We start from the raw sequence: 17710 nt of genomic DNA on the forward strand, positions 1-17710 counted from the left end.
GGCGTAGCATGCCTCTATGTCAGCGGGTGCGGAACCGTATCGGGAAGCCCTTGCAGCGGCCGTCCGGCATGCCATCCGCTGGCTCGAAAGCCAGCCACACCGCAGGGTAGGCCCGCAGCAGGCAGCGAAGGAACTTCTGGCAGCGTTCGACGGGGAACTGCCGCAGTCCGGCATGGCCCCGGCGGAGGTCGTGGATTACCTGGCCAGCCACGCCGAACCGGGCCTCATGGCCATGCCTTCAGGGCGCTTTTTCGGCTGGGTCATCGGCGGCACCCTGCCGGCTGCCATGGCGGCGGACTGGCTGGTCAGCTCATGGGACCAGAACTCTGCGATGCGCTATGCCACGCCAGCCATTGCGGCCATCGAAGAGGCTGCGGGCAACTGGCTGCTGCAGCTGCTCGGCCTGCCGGAGGAGTCCGACGTCGGCTTCGTCACCGGCGCCACCATGGCCAACTTCACTGGGATGGCCGCCGCGCGGTGGCGGCTGCTGAAGGACGCCGGCTGGAACCTGGACCGCGACGGACTCTTCGGCGCGCCCCGGATCCACTGCATTGTCGGGGAAGAACGCCACGAGACGCTCGACCTCGCGCTGCGCTATCTGGGGATGGGCAGCCCCACCGTGGTTCCCGCCGACAGCCAGGGACGCATCGACGCTGCGGAGCTGGACTGTGCCCTGGACCGCATCGCACTGGCCCGCTCTGCCCCAAGTTCCGGGCCAACCGAAGGTTCCGGCCCCGCCCCGATACTGGTGTGCCTGCAGGCCGGCAACGTCCACTCCGGAGCCTTCGACCCCTTTGCCGCGGCGATCGCGGTGTCGAAGGCGCACGGCGCCTGGGTGCACGTGGACGGGGCCTTCGGGCTCTGGGCCGCGGCCGTCCCGGAGCTCGCCGGACTGACAACAGGCGTGGAGGGCGCCGACTCCTGGGCCACAGACGCCCACAAAAGCCTAAACGTCCCGTACGACTGTGGCATCGCCGTCGTCAGGGACCCGCAGGCGCTGCGCAGCGCCATGGGGCAGCACGCCAGCTACCTCCTGCAGGACGCCGACGGCTCCGGTGATCCGAGCCATAAAGTGCCGGAGCTTTCCCGCAGGGCCCGGGGTGTTCCCGTGTGGGCCGCACTGAAATCCCTGGGGAGGGACGGCGTAGCCGAACAGGTCCGCCGCCTCGCAACGTCTGCCGCCCGGCTGGCGGAAAAGCTGGCAGCGATTGATGGTGTGGAAGTCCTGAACGACGTCGGCTTCACGCAGATCACGCTGGCCTTCGGCGACGACGCCACCACCCGCGGAGTGGCGGCCCGTGTCATTGCCGACGGAACAGTGTGGATGTCCGGTTCCCGCTGGCACGGCAGGGACGTGCTGCGGATATCCGTGAGCAACTGGACCACCGACGCCGCCGACGTCGCCGCGGCGGTGGAGGCAGTGAAGGTGGCACTCGAAACGGTCCGGCGCAGCCAACCCTGACCGTCCGGAGCACTGACCGCCCCGAGCCCTGACCGCCGCAAACGGACGACAGCTCCCTGCCGGTAGCCCTATGGCGGTGGCGAATCCCCGGCGGCCTGGCCTGGCTCGGGCAGCGCATGCGCCGCCGGAAGTCCGTCCAATGTCCGTCCTGCAAGGGTGCTGGCAACCCACAGGGACCGCGCGAGATCCCCGCCGTGGCCCGGCTTCGAAGCATAGGACAGGGCATTGTCCACCTCGCGGGCGACGCTCCACTGGCGGGCCACTTCCTCATCCAGCCCCGCCGCCATGCTGAAGTCCCGGCACCGGGCCCGCAGGCCTGCTTCCGGGTCCGCGGCAGGCAGGTCGGGAATCCGGTTCCACAGCACGGGGGCCACAGAGAACTCGGCTTCGCCCACCATGGGCTGCGGATCGATGGCCGCATAGGACCGGTACCCGGAGGACCCGTCCAGCCTGGCGAGGATATTGAGAAAGTGGAAATCGGTGTTGACGAGCACGTCGGTGCCAGTCCGGCGCCCCACGGCACCCCGGGTCTGGCACACCTCCAGCGCGGCTTCCAGGAGCCACCGGGGAAAGGGCCTGCCGAGCTGTTCCCATTCGGCGGGAAGATCGTCGCTCCACTGCTCCGCCCGTGCGGCGACGTGAACGAACTCCCGCCATTGTGTCCGGCCGTCCGGAACAATGCTGAGCTCCCGCACGAGCCTGCCCCACACGTCGGCGGCAACGTCCATTGGTTCGGACTGGAGCGATTGTTCAGCATCCAGTCTTTCAAGCAGCATCGAGCACGTGCCGGCGTCCGAGGCGAGCAGCCGGACGGCTCCCCGCCCGTTCCAGAGAGCCAGTGCATGCCGTTCCACCAGGGCTTCATCGTGGGGGAAAGCCACTTTCAGGGCCGCAGGAACCCCCTGGGCCAGCACCGGCACCACGATCCCGCCGTGGCCGCTCCACGGCAGGGCGCCGGGCTCCAGATCAACGTCGAGATCCCACTGTTCGATGCGGCTGTGCACCAGCCCGGGGAGGGAAGCCAGCCACGACCGGCCGGCACTGCTGCGGGAGTATCGGCGCGCAAAATCCGGCGGTATGGGAAGGGCAGTTGTGCGGCTCATCAGCCCCATCGTAGTTGACCGCCGTTCCGGCCAGCCGGCGTACGCCGGAGCTGCACGGTTGCTAGACGATCCCGCTGGCTCCCAGCAGGTTGCCGATGGTGAACGTCGCGGCAAGCGCCAGCCCGCCACCCACCACCACGCGCGTGGCGGCGCGGAGCTTGGACCCGCCCCCGATCCACGCGCCGACGGCACCGGTGAGGGCCAGGGCCACCAGGACGGCCCCGAACGTGACAGCAACGCGGATGTTTTCCGGAGGCAGCAGGATTGCCAGCATGGGCAGGGCCGCACCCAGGGTGAAGGCTATGGCCGAGGCAAATGCGGCATGCCACGGGCTCACGATGTCCTGCTCGTCGATATTCAGTTCCGCCGACAGGTGTGCTGCCAGGGCGTCGTGCTCGGTGAGTTCCCGGGCCACGTTTTGTGCCGTTTCCTCGCTAAGGCCCTTGCTCCGGTAAATGGCGGTGAGCTCGAGCAGCTCGTCCTCGGGCTCCTCGGCGAGCTCGCGGCGTTCCTTCTCGATCAGGTTCTTCTGGCTGTCGCTTTGGCTGCTGACAGACACGTACTCGCCCAGGGCCATCGACACTGCGCCGCCCACCATGCCCGCGGCACCGGCCGCAAGGATGGGGCCCTGGTCGCTGGTCGCGCCTGCCACGCCTACGACGATTGCCGCTACCGACACGATGCCGTCGTTCGCGCCGAGGACGCCGGCGCGAAGCCAGTTCAGGCGGTGGACGATGTCATTGCTGTGCGGCTCGTTTTGGTGCCGTCCGTCGGGGGGAGATCCCGCAAGGTCTGCTGACTCCATGGCTCCAGCAAACCACCACCGGCACCCTGCTGCCAGAGCCCGGCGGGAAATTAAGCCGGCGGGGACGAGGGGGACGCTGTGGGTGTTGCGGTTTCCGGCAAGGGGGGAAGCTGCGAGGTGTCGAGCACCAGTCCGGGGACGGGGCCGGGGTCGGATCCCCAGCGGACGGCACGCTGGGCGGCTCCCAGAAGCGACGCGATGGCCCATTGCCTGGTGGGGCCGTCACTCAGCGCCACAAGATCGCCGTAGACGGGCAGGGTGCCGGCTTCCAGGCTCGCCAATCCGGTGGCAGGGTTCTTCAGGAACGACGCATCCAGCGCATATCCGGGTTCGCGGGGCGGGACCGGCGCGCAGTAGACGCGGCTGTGGGTCTCGGCCTCGTCCACCAGCGCTTCGTGCCTGGCCAGCAGGTCCCTGGCCAGTTGGCCGGCCGCCTGGCCATCGAGCCGGGTGAGCGCCACCTGGTAGCCGTAGACCGTCTCCACCTCCGTGCGGACAACTCGCCGGAGCGCAGCCGTCGCGGATGCATCACTTGCCTCACCGGTTGGCGGCGCTGCACCCTCAGTGGGAACCGGGGAGACTGCGGCGGCCTGCCCTGCGGGCGCGGACGACGGCGACGGGTTGGCCGACGGCCGGCAGGCGGCGGCAAGGGCACGTGGCCCTGCCGGGGCGGGAGGCAGTGCAGGGACCGCTGTCCCGGAAGCCTCGGCGAGGGCCACCGCCTGCACCAGCTGCGCGGTACCGACGGCCGCCAGCAGGCGCGCCATCCCGCCGTCGGCCGTTTGCGCGTGGGTGAGGCGCAGTCTGCCGCTGGCGGACAGCCCGGCCGCCAGTGAGGGAGCCGTGGCGAGGGGAGCCGCTGCGGCGGGGGCCGCAGACCCCGAAGCCGACGGCGACGGGCCTGCATCAGGGGGAGCGGTCAGGGCTCCGCCGGCATCGTCCGAGGAAGGGGCATCGGAGGGAAGCAGCAGCGCCCTCGCCTGCGTAGTCAGCAATGTCACAGTGCGTGAATAAATCAGCCGCTGGGCGCCGGAGGAATCTGCCGCGAGTTGCTGGCTGGCTGCCCGCAGCCGCAGGGTCTCAGCCAGGGCGGAGGCCCGTGCCTGCTCGGAAAATGGCGGGGCGGGCGGTTCCGGGGCAGGCCGCGGAATCAGCGTCATACCAAGGCTGAGGACCAGGAGCGCGGCGAAGGCCGCGAGGGCATACCGGAAGTAGCTTGCCGTCCGGCGGCTTTCTCTGGTGTCCTCTTTCACAACAGACCATGTTGTCACGGCTGCAGAGAACTCGGTGCACCAAGGCCGCCGGAAAATCGTTACGCTAGTAGTCACAACATCATCTATAGGGAGGCGGCCGGCATCGTGAGCAATGCAGAAGCCACGACTTCATCAGACCGGACCGACGCGGGAAAGGCTGAACCCGCGGCTGTCCTTAATCCCGAGGCTGAACGCCTCCGGTCTTTGCTTGAGCCCGCGGTCCAGGCGCACAGGCTGTACCTGGAGGATGTTGCCATCAACGTCGCAGGCTCCAACCGCGTGGTCCACGTGGTGGTGGACCTGCCCCAGGAAGAAACCGGCGGAGTCAGCCTTGATGTCATCTCAGACATCTCCAAGGAACTCTCCGGCATCCTGGACAGCGATCCCAGCATGGACAGCCGCCCGTACGACCTCGAGGTTTCCTCGCCCGGCGTGGGGCGCCCCCTGAAGGAACCGCGGCACTGGCACCGCGCCCGCGGCCGGATGGTCAGCGTCAACGTGATCCAGGGGGAAAACGTCACCGGCCGGATCCAGTCGGTGGACGATTCCGGCGTGACGCTGGTCCCCGAGATTGCCGTGAAAAAAGGGATGAAACCCAGGCAGGGCGACCCCATAAAACTTCCTTTCGACAAGATCCGCAGCGGAAAAGTCGAAATTGAGTTCAGCCACCTCGACGAGGCCGGTCTGGAAAATGAGCACAATGGACCTTCTGAGGAGGCCTGATGGATATTGACATGAGCGCACTAAGACTCCTGGAGCGTGAGCGCGAAATCCCGCTGGATCTCCTCATCCCCACGATCGAACAGGCACTGCTGGTTGCCTACCACAAGTCCCCGGGCGCCTTCGAGAAGGCCCGCGCGGAACTGGACCGCAAGAGCGGCCACGTGACCATCTGGGCCACGGAAATCGACGACGACGGCGTGCCCATCGGCGAGTTCGAAGACACACCTGCGGGCTTCGGCCGGATCGCGGCCAGCACCGCACGCCAGATCATCCTCCAGCGTCTTCGCGACGTTGAGGACGACAACGTCCTGGGCGAATTCAAGGGCCGCGAGGGCGAACTCGTGGCAGGACTGATCCAGCAGGGCAACAACCCGCACATGATCCAGGTCAACCTTGGCACGGTCGAGGCGCTGCTGCCGCCGCCCGAGCAGGTCCCGGGGGAGAAGTACATCCATGGAAACCGGCTCCGCGCCTACGTGATCGACGTGCACCGCGGCACCAAGGGCCCCTCCATCACGCTGTCCCGGTCGCACCCGGGCCTCGTGCGGAAGCTCTTCGAGCTGGAGGTTCCGGAAATCGCAGACCATTCGGTGGAGATCGTCGCGCTGGCCCGCGAAGCCGGGCACCGCACCAAGATCGCCGTGAAGGCCAATACCGCCGGCATCAACGCCAAGGGCGCCTGCATCGGCGAAATGGGTTCCCGCGTGCGCGCAGTCATGACCGAGCTGAACGACGAAAAGATCGATATCGTCGACTTCAGCGAGGATCCGGCGACATTCATCGCCAGCGCGCTGTCCCCGTCGCGTGTGAATTCAGTCACCATCACGGACGAGGCCACCCGTTCCGCCCGTGTTGTTGTGCCGGACTACCAGCTGTCCCTGGCCATCGGCAAGGAAGGCCAGAATGCCCGGCTTGCGGCGAAGCTGACCGGCTGGCGGATCGACATTGTGTCCGACGCCGCGGCGCCGCGCGCGTAAACGAACGTTTCCGCAGTTCACCTGCGCCTGAACCGGACCCGAAACTGCCCGCGCTAACCGCGGGCAGTTTCGGCCGGCATTTCGGGTCCGGGGGCCTTGAGGGGCTAGAATGGAACATGACCGTGCCTAGCAGCCGGCATCAGTGTGCCTGTATGTGTGCCCGCCTCTGCCAGACGGCAGCGGCTGCGCACCGGGCAGGCAGATAAGTACAGGCAGGAAGATACTCGACAGTGGTAGCAGTGCAACACCTCGGGAATCAGCCGCAACGTACTTGCATCGGATGCCGGACGAAAGGGTCGCGGTCTGAGTTACTCCGGCTCGTCTCCGACGCCGGCGGATCTTCCGTCGTCGTGGTGGATGAACGACGCCGGATGGCTGGCAGGGGTGCATGGCTGCACCCCAGCGAAGCGTGCCTGGCCCTGGCGGTCAAGCGGCGTGCATTCGGAAGGGCCCTCAAGGGCGCAACCGATGCCGCCGCCGTCGAACGCCGGATCACGGCAGGCACGCACGCCGTGGACACCCCGGTGGCCGCAGCAACAACCGTCCAACCTGAAAGCGGGTCAGAAAACTGATGGAAACCCGATGAGTTCCCAGCGATGAGTGCGCAACGATGACAACTTTGTTGCGCTCTGCAATGGACCTTTCAGCTGCACTCGCGGCGGAGGTCCGCAGTAAGAAGTAGACGGTTCGTGCCTGGCTCGGTGCGGACCGAGACAGGAGAAATGTGGCCAAGGTCCGCGTACATGAGCTTGCTAAAGAGCTCGGTATTACTTCCAAAGATGCAGTAACCAAACTGCAGGAACTGGGCGAATTCGTTCGCTCTGCCTCTTCCACCATTGAGGCCCCCGTTGTGCGAAAACTCCGCAACGCCTTCCCGGCTGCGGCCGCTTCGAAGACCGAAGCGCCCGCCAGCGCCCCCAAGGCTCCGGCCAAGGCGGCAGAATCACGCCCCGCCCCGGCTCCCGGTCCGGCTGCCCCGAAGGCCCAGGCCCCCGCCCCGGCTCCGGCACCCGCTCCGGCACCCGCTGCTGAAGCTCCGGCCGCGCCTGCAGCACCTGCTGCTCCCGCTACCGCAGCGCCCGCAACTCCCTCGCCGGCTGCCCCCGCCGCTCCGTCGACGGGCGCCAAGCCCGGCGCGCGTCCGGCGCCCAAGGCGGAAGCTCCGGCTGCGCCGGCAGCACGCCAGGGTGGCTCGGCTCCCCGCCCGGGCGGTCCCCGTCCCGGCAACAACCCGTTCGCAACGTCCCAGGGCATGCCCCGCGGCCGTGGCGGCGACGGAGACCGTCCGCCGCGCCCGGGCAACAACCCGTTCGCAACGTCCCAGGGCATGCCCCGTCCGGGCGGCAGCCGTACTGACGGCGACCGTCCCGGCGGTCCCCGCCCCGCGGCAGGCGCCGGCGGTCCCCGTCCCGGTGCTCCGCGCACCGGTGGCGCTCCGGGCGGTCCCCGTCCCGGTGCTCCGCGCACTGGTGGTGCTCCGGGCAGCGCTGGTGGTCCGCGTACCGCAGGGGCTGGCGGAAACCGTCCCACTCCGGGCATGATGCCCAACCGCACTGAGCGTCCGGCACCGGCTGGTGCAGGACGTCCCGGTGGCGGCGGACGCGGTCCGGGCCGTCCAGGCGGCGCTCCCGGAACCGGCGGTCCCGGTGCAGGCGGCGGCGCTCCGGCCGGCGGCGGCTTCGGCAAGGGTGGTCGCGGTCGCGGCGGAACCCAGGGTGCCTTCGGTAAGGGCGGCGCAGGCCGTGGCAAGCAGCGCAAGTCGAAGCGTGCAAAGCGCCAGGAACTTGAGCAGATGAGCGCCCCGTCGCTGGGTGGCGTGAGCGTACCCCGCGGCGACGGCAACACCGTAGTCCGGCTTCGCCGTGGCTCGTCCATCACGGACTTCGCCGACAAGATCGAGGCGAACCCCGCCGCGCTGGTGACCGTGCTCTTCCACCTCGGTGAAATGGCAACGGCCACACAGTCGCTGGATGAGGAAACCTTCGCACTGCTGGGCGAGGAGCTTGGCTACAAGCTTCAGGTCGTCTCTCCGGAGGACGAGGAGCGCGAGCTGCTCAGCACCTTCGACATCGACTTCGACGCCGAGCTGGAAGCAGAAGGCGACGAAGACCTTGAGGCACGTCCTCCAGTAGTCACCGTCATGGGCCACGTCGACCACGGTAAAACCCGCCTGCTCGATGCCATCCGCAAGTCCGACGTTATGGCGGGCGAGCACGGCGGCATCACGCAGCACATCGGTGCCTACCAGGTCACGCACAACCACGAAGGCGAAGACCGCAAGATCACCTTCATCGACACCCCCGGTCACGAGGCGTTCACCGCCATGCGTGCCCGTGGTGCGAAGGTCACGGACATCGCCATCCTGGTGGTCGCAGCGGACGACGGCGTTATGCCGCAGACCGTTGAAGCCCTCAACCACGCGCAGGCAGCTAACGTGCCGATCGTCGTGGCTGTGAACAAGATCGATAAGGAAAGCGCCAACCCGGACAAGGTCCGCGGCCAGCTGACCGAATACGGCTTGGTTCCGGAAGAATACGGTGGCGACACCATGTTCGTTGAGGTCTCTGCACGCCAGAACCTGAACATCGACGAGCTGCTCGAGGCAGTCCTGCTGACCGCAGACGCTGCCCTGGACATGCGCGCCAACCCGAACAAGGACGCCCGCGGTATCGCGATCGAAGCCAACCTCGACAAGGGCCGCGGTTCCGTGGCAACTGTCCTGGTCCAGTCCGGCAGCCTGCGCGTCGGCGACACGATCGTTGCCGGTACGGCCCACGGCCGTGTCCGTGCGATGTTCGACGACGACGGCAGCGCCCTGACCGAGGCCGGCCCGTCCCGCCCCGTCCAGGTGCTGGGTCTGTCCAACGTGCCGCGCGCCGGTGACACCTTCTTCGTGACCGCTGACGAGCGCACCGCCCGCCAGATCGCCGAGAAGCGTGAAGCAGCCGACCGCAACGCCGCCCTCGCCAAGCGCCGCAAGCGCATCAGCCTGGAAGACTTCGACCAGGCCGTCGCCGAAGGCAAGATCGACACCCTCAACCTCATCCTCAAGGGTGACGTGTCCGGTGCCGTGGAAGCCCTCGAAGACGCACTGCTCAAGATCGACGTCGGCGAAGGTGTCCAGCTCCGCGTTATCCACCGCGGTGTCGGTGCCATCACGCAGAACGACGTCAACCTGGCAACGGTCGACAGCGCCGTCATTATCGGCTTCAACGTCAAGCCCGCCGAGCGTGTTGCCGAACTGGCAGACCGCGAAGGCGTGGACATGCGCTTCTACTCCGTCATCTACGCAGCAATCGATGACATTGAGATGGCCCTCAAGGGCATGCTCAAGCCGGAGTACGAGGAAGTCCAGCTTGGCACCGCCGAGGTCCGCGAGGTGTTCCGTTCCTCCAAGTTCGGCAACATTGCAGGCTCCATCGTTCGCTCGGGCATTATCCGACGCAACACGAAGGCCCGCATCAGCCGCGACGGCAAGATCATCGGCGACAACCTCACCGTTGAGACGCTCAAGCGGTTCAAGGACGACGCCACCGAGGTCCGCACGGACTTCGAGTGTGGTATCGGTCTTGGTTCGTACAACGACATCAACGAAGGCGACATCATCGAGACCTTCGAGATGCGCGAGAAGCCGCGCGTCTAAGGTTCTCGTTTGACGAACTAGCAGTTGCAGGTGCGGGGCCGTTGGATTTTTTCCGGCGGCCCCGCATTTTCGCCCAGCCCGGGAGCCTCCGAGTTTTGGGGGCGCCCCGCCCCTACGCTGGGCGGCTTGGGATCTTCGATCCCAAGCCGCCCAGCTCCGGCAGGCCCGATGCCACTCCCGGGCGCCCCCAAAACCCTCCGGCATCGTCATAGACTCACCTCATGTGCGTGGCAGCAAAGGCAACTTAAGAGCCCTGCTGCCAAGCGCCGTCGTACCTCAATATTTAGGAGTAAAAATGGCTGATCCGGCACGCGCTGCCAAGTTGGCGCAGCGGATTAAGGTTGTTGTTGCAGAGGCCCTGGGCCGGAAGGTCAAGGATCCGCGGCTTGAGGGCATTACTGTCACTGATGCCCGGGTGACCAATGACCTGCAGCATGCCACCATCTACTACACCGTGTTCGGTGACCAGGCCGTGCAGGCTGATGCGGCGAAGGGCCTGGAGAAGGCCCGGGGTGTGCTGCGCCAGGAAGTGGGCCGCAACATCACCGTCCGCCTGACCCCCACGCTGGAGTTCGTAGCGGACCAGATTCCCGTGAATGCCTCCAACCTGGAGGAGCTGCTCCGCGCCGCGAAGAAGCGCGACGCGGAAGTTGCGGCCCTGGCGGAGAACGCCAAGCACGCCGGCGACGCCGACCCGTACAAGAGTGACATTCCGGCAGACGTTGACATCGATGAAGACGACTTCGACGAAGAGGACACGGACCTCAGCGGCAACGACGACATCGATGAGGACCAGAGCAAGTAGGGTCACAGACAGTAGGCAGTACAGAAAAGGTGCGGCCGGATCCCCGGGATCCGGCCGCACCTTTCTTCGTCAGTCGTCCTTGTGCCCGGTCAGGGGCTGGGACACCACGCGGCCGTCCGGGGCCTTCATCGGTTCAGGCAGCGCATTCACCGTGGCATAGAGGGTGTCGCCCCTGAGATCCACGTCAGCGGTGAGCGTTGCCGGGAGCAGCACCCGCTGTTTGCCGTCGTCGTCGGAGATCCTGAGCACGCCCTTCCCGAACAGGGAAGCCACATACACGTTGCCGTCGTGATCCGTCTCAATGCCGGTCGGCGACATGACGTGGTCAGCAAACAGCTTGGCCTTCCCGCTGTGCGGGTTGACCTTGTACACGGCGCCGCGGGCGCCGAGGGCAGGATCTTCAGGCCCGCCCGGTAGCAGGGACACATACAGCCAGCCGTCCGGACCGACGGTGACGTCAGTGGGAACCGGCTCGAACCTGTACGTGTACCCCGCGATGCAGGCCGGCATCTTCAGTGCCGCCGCCTCCGCCGCAGTGAAACGGTGGGAACGCGGCGGCAGCACGGCGACAGTCTTGGCCTTGCCGGACTTCACATCGACGGAAACGATGCTGTTGGCTCCAGCATCGGCCACATACACCGTGTTGCCGGAAACTTCGATGCCATAGGGATGGGAATCGACGTCGCCCTTGTAGGAGACCGGTACGTCCTTTGGCAGCTTGGCTGCGCAGGTGGCCGGCAGGTTCCGGAAGCCGTACTGGGTGGCGCCGTCGGCATTGTGCTTCTGCTCCAAGGCAGCCAGATCGCCGAACGTGCGGTGCTTGCCGTCGGTGCCGATGCTCCGGATATGCCCGGCCAGCGGGCGCGGATCCATGGGCCCGGCCCCTTGGCTCTCGGCGAAGTAGATCGTTCCGCGCTGCCGGTCGGAGCCCGCCACGTCCCAGGCAGGGTTGTTGTAGACCACGGAGCGGGCTCCGTTACGGGCGATCCGCACGAGACGGCCGGCGAACTCTTCACTGACGAGAACCGAGCCGTCGTACCCGGCGCTGACGTGCAGGGGAGTCAGCAAGCCCTTCGCGACTACCTTCGGAGCTGCAGGGGCGGCCCCGGTCGCCGGGGCGGAGGAGAGAATGGTCGCGGTCGCGGCGAGGACCGCCAGGATTGATAGTTTCTTTTTCATGCTGCTGTCTCCAATGTCAATGGTGTTCATCCAGAGCATTGAGACCTGATTTTTGGCCCGATGTGGGTTCCCCCGACGCGCGCATTCTAGTCCCGGGAATTGAGGACTGTCGATGGTGGGAAACAAGTGGCCGCCGCGGGCCCGGCAGGACCACCCGTCTGGCTATGATCAGATCATGCCTGCACAACCGACCGAAGCAGATGTCCTCGGGTACCTGACTGAAGCAGTCGCCCTGGCCGAGAGGAACGTTGCGGCCGGGGGAGGACCTTTCGGCGCACTCGTTGTCACCGCGGACGGGACAAAGCACGAAGGCGTCAACCGCGTCACCCGGGACAACGACCCCACGGCGCACGCGGAAGTGGTGGCCATTCGCGCCGCCGCGGCGGAAACCGCGAATTTCGATCTCAGCGGTGCAGTCCTGTACACCAGTTGCGAGCCGTGCCCGCTATGCCTGGCGGCAGCCCTCTGGGCGCGTATCGACCGTGTTTACTTTGCCGCCGATCGTCATGGCGCCGCGGCCGCCGGGTTCGACGACGCGCTGTTCTACGAATATTTCGCCGGTACCCTGCCGGAGCTGCTGCCGGTCAGGCACACTCCGGTGCCGACGTCGGGCGCTCCCTTTGACGCCTGGCTCACCCACGCCGAACGCACCGATTACTGACCCGGCTGGCTGCCCGTGCCGGTGACCGGTGCTGCACCGGCCGTCGCCGGCTCCCTTGCGGGGAGCCGGCTCACGCCCTCCACGAGCTCGGCCTGCGTGGCGCACAGCGCTATCCGGATCCATCCCTCGCCAATGGAACCGAACGCCGTTCCCGGGGCAAACGACACACCCGACTCAGCCAGGAATCGCCGCACCCAAGACCGGACATCGCCGCCGCTCACGTGCGACACGTCGGCCCACAGGTAGAACGCTCCCTGCGCAGTGAGGAACGGGATGCCCTTGGAGCGCAGGAGGGCGGACGCGGCATCCCGGTTGGTCCGGTAATGGTCCCGCGCCTGCACCACATAGTCCTGCGGCCCGGTCAGGGCCGCGAGCGCCGCATACTGCGACGGCGAGGCCACGCAGGAGACGATCGCCTCCATCACGTTGTTCATCTGCTGCTCAAGTCCGGGCGGGCAGACAAGGGCACCGATCCGCAGCCCGGTCAGGCCGTAGGTCTTGGACAGCGTCAGCGACGTGAACACCCGCGCCTCACCTGGCACGGCACTGTCGAAGCGGGCCGGACTCACGTGCGGAACGTCGTACGTGAAGGCTTCATAGCATTCGTCCGAAATGATCCACAGATCGTGCCGCCGGGCCAGTTCCACGAGCTGGCGGGTCAGGTCCTCGGCAAGCACGGCACCGAGCGGGTTCGACGGCGAATTCAGCACAAGGACCCGGGTCCGCTCCGTGATGAGCGCTTCGATGTCCTCGAGACGCGGTTGGAAGTCCTGTGCGGGATACAGGGGATACCCCACCGGCACGGCGTGAAGCAGCCTGCTGGTCATGGCGAACGTGGGATAGCCGGGATTGGGGATCAGGATCTCGTCCCCCGGAGCAAGCAACAGGCTCATGGCGAAGTGAAGGCCCTGCTGGGCTCCTTCAACCACGTACACGCGCTCGGCGCCGATGTCGGCACCGGACTGCTGCCGGAACCTTGCAGCGAAGGCTTCCCGCAGCGCGGGGATCCCGGCGTTCGGCGTGTAGTTCGTCTCGTCGCGGTCGAGGCATGCCATGCCTGCCTCCAGGACGTGCCGGGGGAGCGGGAAACCCGGTTCCCCGATGCTCAGCACCACAGCGCCCGGCGTGCGCCACGCGGCCTCGGTGATCTCGCGGATCTGGTTGACGGGGACGTCGCGGACGTGCGCTGCAAGGTCAGGCATGAGTGCCATCCTAGTCCCGTCGCGCCGTCCGGCCGAGGGTGTCCACGCCGCTTCGGCGGAGAGGAGCCCGGGGGCCGCGGAACCGGCCGCCTGTTGGCGCCGATATACTGGGAGGCGTGCTTTCTGGACTGGTAATAGTGGACAAGCCGCAGGGATGGACCAGCCACGACGTGGTTGGACGGATGCGGCGGATCGCCGGTACCCGGAAAGTGGGGCATGCAGGAACGCTGGATCCCATGGCCACCGGCGTGCTCGTGGTGGGAATCAACAAGGCTACGAGGCTGCTCACCTACATCGTGGGTACATCGAAGACCTATACGGCAACCATCCGGCTCGGCGAATCCACCGTGACCGACGACGCCGAGGGCGAGGTGGTGGACACGGCCAGCGCCGCCGCTGTCACGGAGGCGGACATCCGCGCCGGAATCGCATCCCTGACGGGCGAGATCCAGCAGGTGCCCAGCAGCGTCAGCGCCATCAAAGTCAACGGAGAGCGCGCGTACGCCCGTGTCCGGTCCGGCGAAGACGTGAAGCTCGCAGCCAGGGCAGTGACCATCCACCGCTTCGAGGTACACGGCATCCGCCCTGCCCGGGACGGCGCCGTGGTGGACGTTGACGTCACCGTGGAGTGCTCGTCGGGGACCTACATCCGCGCGCTGGCCCGTGACCTGGGAAGCTCGCTCGGCGTCGGAGGCCACCTGACGGCGCTGCGCCGGACCCACGTCGGACCCTACTCCCTGGACCAGGCCCGGACCCTCGAACAGCTAGCTGACGACCTCGAGGTGCTCGACATATCCCAGGCCGCCCGTGCTCTCATGCCCAACCGGGAACTCACCGCGGAGGAAACCACCGAGATATCCTTCGGCCGCCGCATCGCCGCCGGTGCCCCGGCCGGCTCCGCGGAGTCGGCCACCGCTGACCGCCCCGCCGCGGCGTTTGCTCCCGACGGGTCCCTCGTGGCACTGCTGGCGGACAGCGGCAGCTTCGCCAAACCGGTCCTCGTTTTCGCGCCCGGAACCGGCGGCAGTACCAGCAGCGAGCAGGCCGGTTGATCGTGGACGCCTATTTCTACGTCATCCTTGTCGTCGGCCTCCTGTCCACCGTCATCTGTGCCGTCGCGGGAATCCTGAAGAAGGCCCCCAACGACGTCACCATCCTGTCGGTGGCCGCAGTGGAGCTGGCCTTGCTTGTCTACCTCGTGGGCTCGATAGTCAGGGTGGTGGCCGGGGAGCCGATCGCCGGAGAGGCCTGGGAGTTCTGGGGCTATCTCCTCACGGCCCTGCTGCTGCCCGTCGCCGCGGTGTACTGGTCCATCCTGGAACGGACCCGCTGGAGCAATTTTGTCCTCGCCGCCGTGGGAGTGACCGCCTTGGTCATGGCCGCGCGAATGAACCAGATCTGGTACTGAATTGGAAGATCACAACGTGACTGCAACGTCCTCCAAACACACGGCCAAGAAGCCGGCTGACACCCGCAACACCGGACCCGGGCGTCTCCTTATCGCTGTGTATGCGGTGTTCGCCATTTCGGCCACCGCGCGTGCCGGCTACCAGATTCTCACCAAGTTCTCCGAGGCGCCGCTGGCCTACCTGCTGTCCGCCTTCGCCGCCCTTGTGTACGTCGTGGCCACGGTCTCACTCGCGAAGCCCGGACGGACCTGGTTCCGGGTATCGCTCATCGCCGTGCTGGTGGAGCTCGTCGGAGTGGTGGTCGTGGGTGCGCTGAGCATTTTCGACGCCGTCCAGTTCCCGCACGAAACCGTGTGGTCCTTGTTCGGCCGGGGCTACGCCTTCATTCCGCTGATCCTGCCGGTACTGGGCCTGGTCTGGCTGTACCGCCGGCGTCCGGCCCCGCATAAGGCATAACGCCGCGCCAAATTTCTGCCGATTTTCCACGCGCGACGCGTAGGGCTGGCGTTCCCGCTGCACGGGCGCCTAAATTGTCACACCCCTCCGGCAGAGTATCCATATGGAAGCCATTGGGGAAGGCGCAAGCAGTACGGCAGCACGGGCAGCAATGCCGGGCCGCCGTACTTGGCCGCTACGCAGCGTCCCTGATTCAGGGGTTCTTACCCCCGCTTCCCTGGCCGGCGCACCCGCCGTGGCGGACACTTCTGCGTCCGACGGCGGGGCTGCCGCCGGTTTTGGTGCTGCCGGTCTTGGTGGCGCGGGCTTTGGTGCTGCGGGCGGGGATGCCTTCACGGCCGGGGCGAGCCACTGCCTCGAACGCTGCCTGGTGCTGCTGGAGGCCGCTGCCGAGTCCGCACCCAGTGAGCTGGCCTTGGCGGGTTTCCCGGACGCCGCGGACTTCGCCGAGCTGGCCGAGGAGCTCTCCCGCCGGGGCGAGTACCTGCAGCTGCTCGCCGCTGCCGCCGTGGACCGCACCCGCACCGAGGCGATCAACGCCGCCGGCCCCGCGAGCAAGGCCGCCGGCTGGACCACCGGCTGGGGCACCGGCACGGACGACGGCAAAGGCATAGGCACAGACGAGGGCACCGACGCCGCTGCCTCAAGCTCCGCTGCCACTTCCGCGTCTGTCCCCGCGGTGTCGCCGGCCGATGATGGGTGCCGGAACACCGCGGAGTTCCTCAAGACGCGGCTAAGGATCGGCGCCGCGGAAGCCCGCCGCCGCCTCGCCCTCGCCTCGGCCACGCTTCCCCGCACCGGCATCACCGGCCAGCCCATGCCTCCGGCCTGCGAAGAAACCGCCGCCGCCCTGGCAGACGGGACCATCGCCTCCCGCGCCGGAACCACCATCACCACCGCACTGGACCGCGTCCGCCACATCGCCCCGGCAGAGACCTTGGCGCGGATGGAACACGCCTTGACGAGCACTGCCGTCGAGAACGACCACGACTTCCTCACCCGCATCGCCCACCGCTGGGCCGATGCCATCGACCAGGACGGCACCGAACCCTCCGAAGAAGAACTCCGCCACCGCCAAGGCGCCTTCCTCCGCCGCCCGCGCCGCGGCCTCCACCACCTCGAAATCTTCGCCACCACCGACCAATACGAACACTTGCTCACCGTCATGAACACCGCGACCAACCCACGGACCGGCACCGGCACATTTAGAGGTACAGGCACCGCAGCAGACCCGGAGACAGGCGGGGAGGGCGGACAGGACACGAACGGTGAGCGCGATCCGGTTGCCGCCCCAGCCGTTGAGCATGGCACGTACACCGGGCCGGGGTTCGGGGCTGCGGCCGAAGCCGCGGCTGCCGACGTCCACCTCGAACGCCGCACCCGGCCCCAGCAGCACCTCGACGGCCTCGTCGGCGCCTGCAAAACCGCCCTCGCCACCGCCACCCTTCCAGCAACCGGAGGCCTCCGACCCCAAGTCATGGTCACCATCAGCTACCAAGACCTCCTCACCCAGCTCGAGACCGCCGCCGCCACCGGCCCCCGCTACCCCCGCACCACCCCAACAACACCCACAGCAACCGCCCGGACCGCACCAGGCCAGGCCCAACACCGCGACGCCTCGCACGCCGCGTCCCGCGGCGCAGCTCCGGGCGCGGCCGCCACGGACCAGCCCCCGTCCCCCGGCACCGGGGAATTCCCGGGCACCGCCAGTGATCCAGACAGGGCCGCCGATACGGGCCAGCCCCCGTTCCCCGGCACTGGGACGCCCCCCGGCACCACCACCGATCCAGACACGGCCACGGCCACTGGCATGCACCAGCTGCCACTCCCAGGAACAGAACTAAGCACAGGACCCGGCACAGGAACGTTCACCTTCACCGGGCCGGTCACCCCCGCCATCATCCGCAAAATCGCCTGCGACGCGGACATCATCCCCGTCCTTCTCGGCAGCGAAGGACGCATCCTCGACATCGGCCGCACCACCCGCATCTTCCCGCCCCACATCCGCAAAGCCCTCACCGCCCGCGACCAA

General features: G+C 67.4%; 16 protein-coding genes. 11 read left to right on the forward strand and 5 right to left on the reverse strand.

Going from position 1 to position 17710, the window contains the following annotated elements; genetic code table 11:
- The first annotated feature begins 16 nt into the window (after positions 1–16).
- Positions 17–1462 (forward strand): pyridoxal phosphate-dependent decarboxylase family protein, encoded by a 1446-nt coding sequence (locus JYA52_RS17490; protein WP_205654506.1) that lies wholly within the window; start codon positions 17–19, stop codon positions 1460–1462.
- Between the two features lie 68 nt (positions 1463–1530).
- Here JYA52_RS17490 and JYA52_RS17495 read toward each other — a convergent pair whose 3' ends face one another.
- From JYA52_RS17495 to JYA52_RS22970, 3 genes are all read right to left on the reverse strand, one after another.
- Entirely contained in the window at positions 1531–2565 is a 1035-nt protein-coding gene (locus JYA52_RS17495) for an aminoglycoside phosphotransferase family protein (protein ID WP_205654507.1), read from the reverse strand.
- Positions 2566–2626: 61 nt separating this feature from the next.
- A complete protein-coding gene (locus tag JYA52_RS17500; RefSeq protein WP_205654508.1) occupies positions 2627–3370 on the reverse strand; it encodes a VIT1/CCC1 transporter family protein in 744 nt (247 codons plus the stop codon).
- Between the two features lie 50 nt (positions 3371–3420).
- Positions 3421–4623, reverse strand: coding sequence for a ferritin-like domain-containing protein (locus tag JYA52_RS22970; RefSeq protein WP_205654509.1), 1203 nt, complete (start codon positions 4621–4623; stop codon positions 3421–3423).
- Positions 4624–4728: 105 nt separating this feature from the next.
- Here JYA52_RS22970 and rimP point away from each other — a divergent pair, with 105 nt between their 5' ends.
- The 5 genes from rimP (at position 4729) to rbfA (ending at position 10771) form a co-directional block, all read left to right on the forward strand.
- Entirely contained in the window at positions 4729–5346 is a 618-nt protein-coding gene (gene rimP / locus JYA52_RS17510) for a ribosome maturation factor RimP (protein WP_205654510.1), read from the forward strand.
- The gene (gene nusA, locus JYA52_RS17515; RefSeq protein WP_205654511.1) at positions 5346–6323 is read left to right on the forward strand and encodes a transcription termination factor NusA; all 978 of its coding nucleotides are present in this window, start codon (positions 5346–5348) and stop codon (positions 6321–6323) included. The genes rimP and nusA overlap by 1 nt, the downstream gene beginning before the upstream one ends.
- A 239-nt stretch (positions 6324–6562) precedes the next feature.
- Positions 6563–6895, forward strand: coding sequence for a YlxR family protein (locus JYA52_RS17520; protein WP_307869422.1), 333 nt, complete (start codon positions 6563–6565; stop codon positions 6893–6895).
- Between the two features lie 152 nt (positions 6896–7047).
- The gene (gene infB / locus JYA52_RS17525; protein ID WP_205654513.1) at positions 7048–9966 is read left to right on the forward strand and encodes a translation initiation factor IF-2; all 2919 of its coding nucleotides are present in this window, start codon (positions 7048–7050) and stop codon (positions 9964–9966) included.
- 295 nt (positions 9967–10261) lie between these two features.
- Positions 10262–10771, forward strand: a complete 510-nt coding sequence (gene rbfA, locus JYA52_RS17530) for a 30S ribosome-binding factor RbfA (protein ID WP_205654514.1) — start codon at positions 10262–10264, stop codon at positions 10769–10771.
- 69 nt (positions 10772–10840) lie between these two features.
- On the opposite strand, the gene JYA52_RS17535 is transcribed toward rbfA, so the two are convergent.
- Positions 10841–11950 carry a ScyD/ScyE family protein gene (locus JYA52_RS17535; RefSeq protein WP_205654515.1) on the reverse strand — a complete coding sequence of 370 codons (1110 nt, stop codon included), beginning with the start codon at positions 11948–11950 and terminating at the stop codon, positions 10841–10843.
- Between the two features lie 175 nt (positions 11951–12125).
- Here JYA52_RS17535 and JYA52_RS17540 point away from each other — a divergent pair, with 175 nt between their 5' ends.
- The gene (locus JYA52_RS17540) at positions 12126–12611 is read left to right on the forward strand and encodes a nucleoside deaminase (RefSeq protein ID WP_205654516.1); all 486 of its coding nucleotides are present in this window, start codon (positions 12126–12128) and stop codon (positions 12609–12611) included.
- On the opposite strand, the gene JYA52_RS17545 is transcribed toward JYA52_RS17540, so the two are convergent.
- Complete coding sequence (locus tag JYA52_RS17545; protein WP_205654517.1) at positions 12605–13813, reverse strand: pyridoxal phosphate-dependent aminotransferase; 1209 nt, start codon at positions 13811–13813, stop codon at positions 12605–12607. The two genes, JYA52_RS17540 and JYA52_RS17545, sit on opposite strands and share 7 nt — an antisense overlap.
- Before the next feature lie 116 nt (positions 13814–13929).
- Here JYA52_RS17545 and truB point away from each other — a divergent pair, with 116 nt between their 5' ends.
- The 4 genes from truB to JYA52_RS17565 form a co-directional block, all read left to right on the forward strand.
- Positions 13930–14865, forward strand: coding sequence for a tRNA pseudouridine(55) synthase TruB (truB, locus tag JYA52_RS17550; RefSeq protein ID WP_205654518.1), 936 nt, complete (start codon positions 13930–13932; stop codon positions 14863–14865).
- 2 nt (positions 14866–14867) lie between these two features.
- A complete protein-coding gene (locus JYA52_RS17555) occupies positions 14868–15221 on the forward strand; it encodes a hypothetical protein (RefSeq protein ID WP_205654519.1) in 354 nt (117 codons plus the stop codon).
- Positions 15222–15237: 16 nt separating this feature from the next.
- A complete protein-coding gene (locus JYA52_RS17560) occupies positions 15238–15678 on the forward strand; it encodes a hypothetical protein (protein WP_307869423.1) in 441 nt (146 codons plus the stop codon).
- A gap of 103 nt (positions 15679–15781) precedes the next feature.
- Positions 15782–17710: DUF222 domain-containing protein (locus JYA52_RS17565; RefSeq protein ID WP_240460451.1), on the forward strand; the 1929-nt coding region annotated here is incomplete at its 3' end.

It is taken from the genome of Arthrobacter pascens, from assembly GCF_017052465.1.
GTDB lineage: Bacteria > Actinomycetota > Actinomycetes > Actinomycetales > Micrococcaceae > Arthrobacter > Arthrobacter pascens.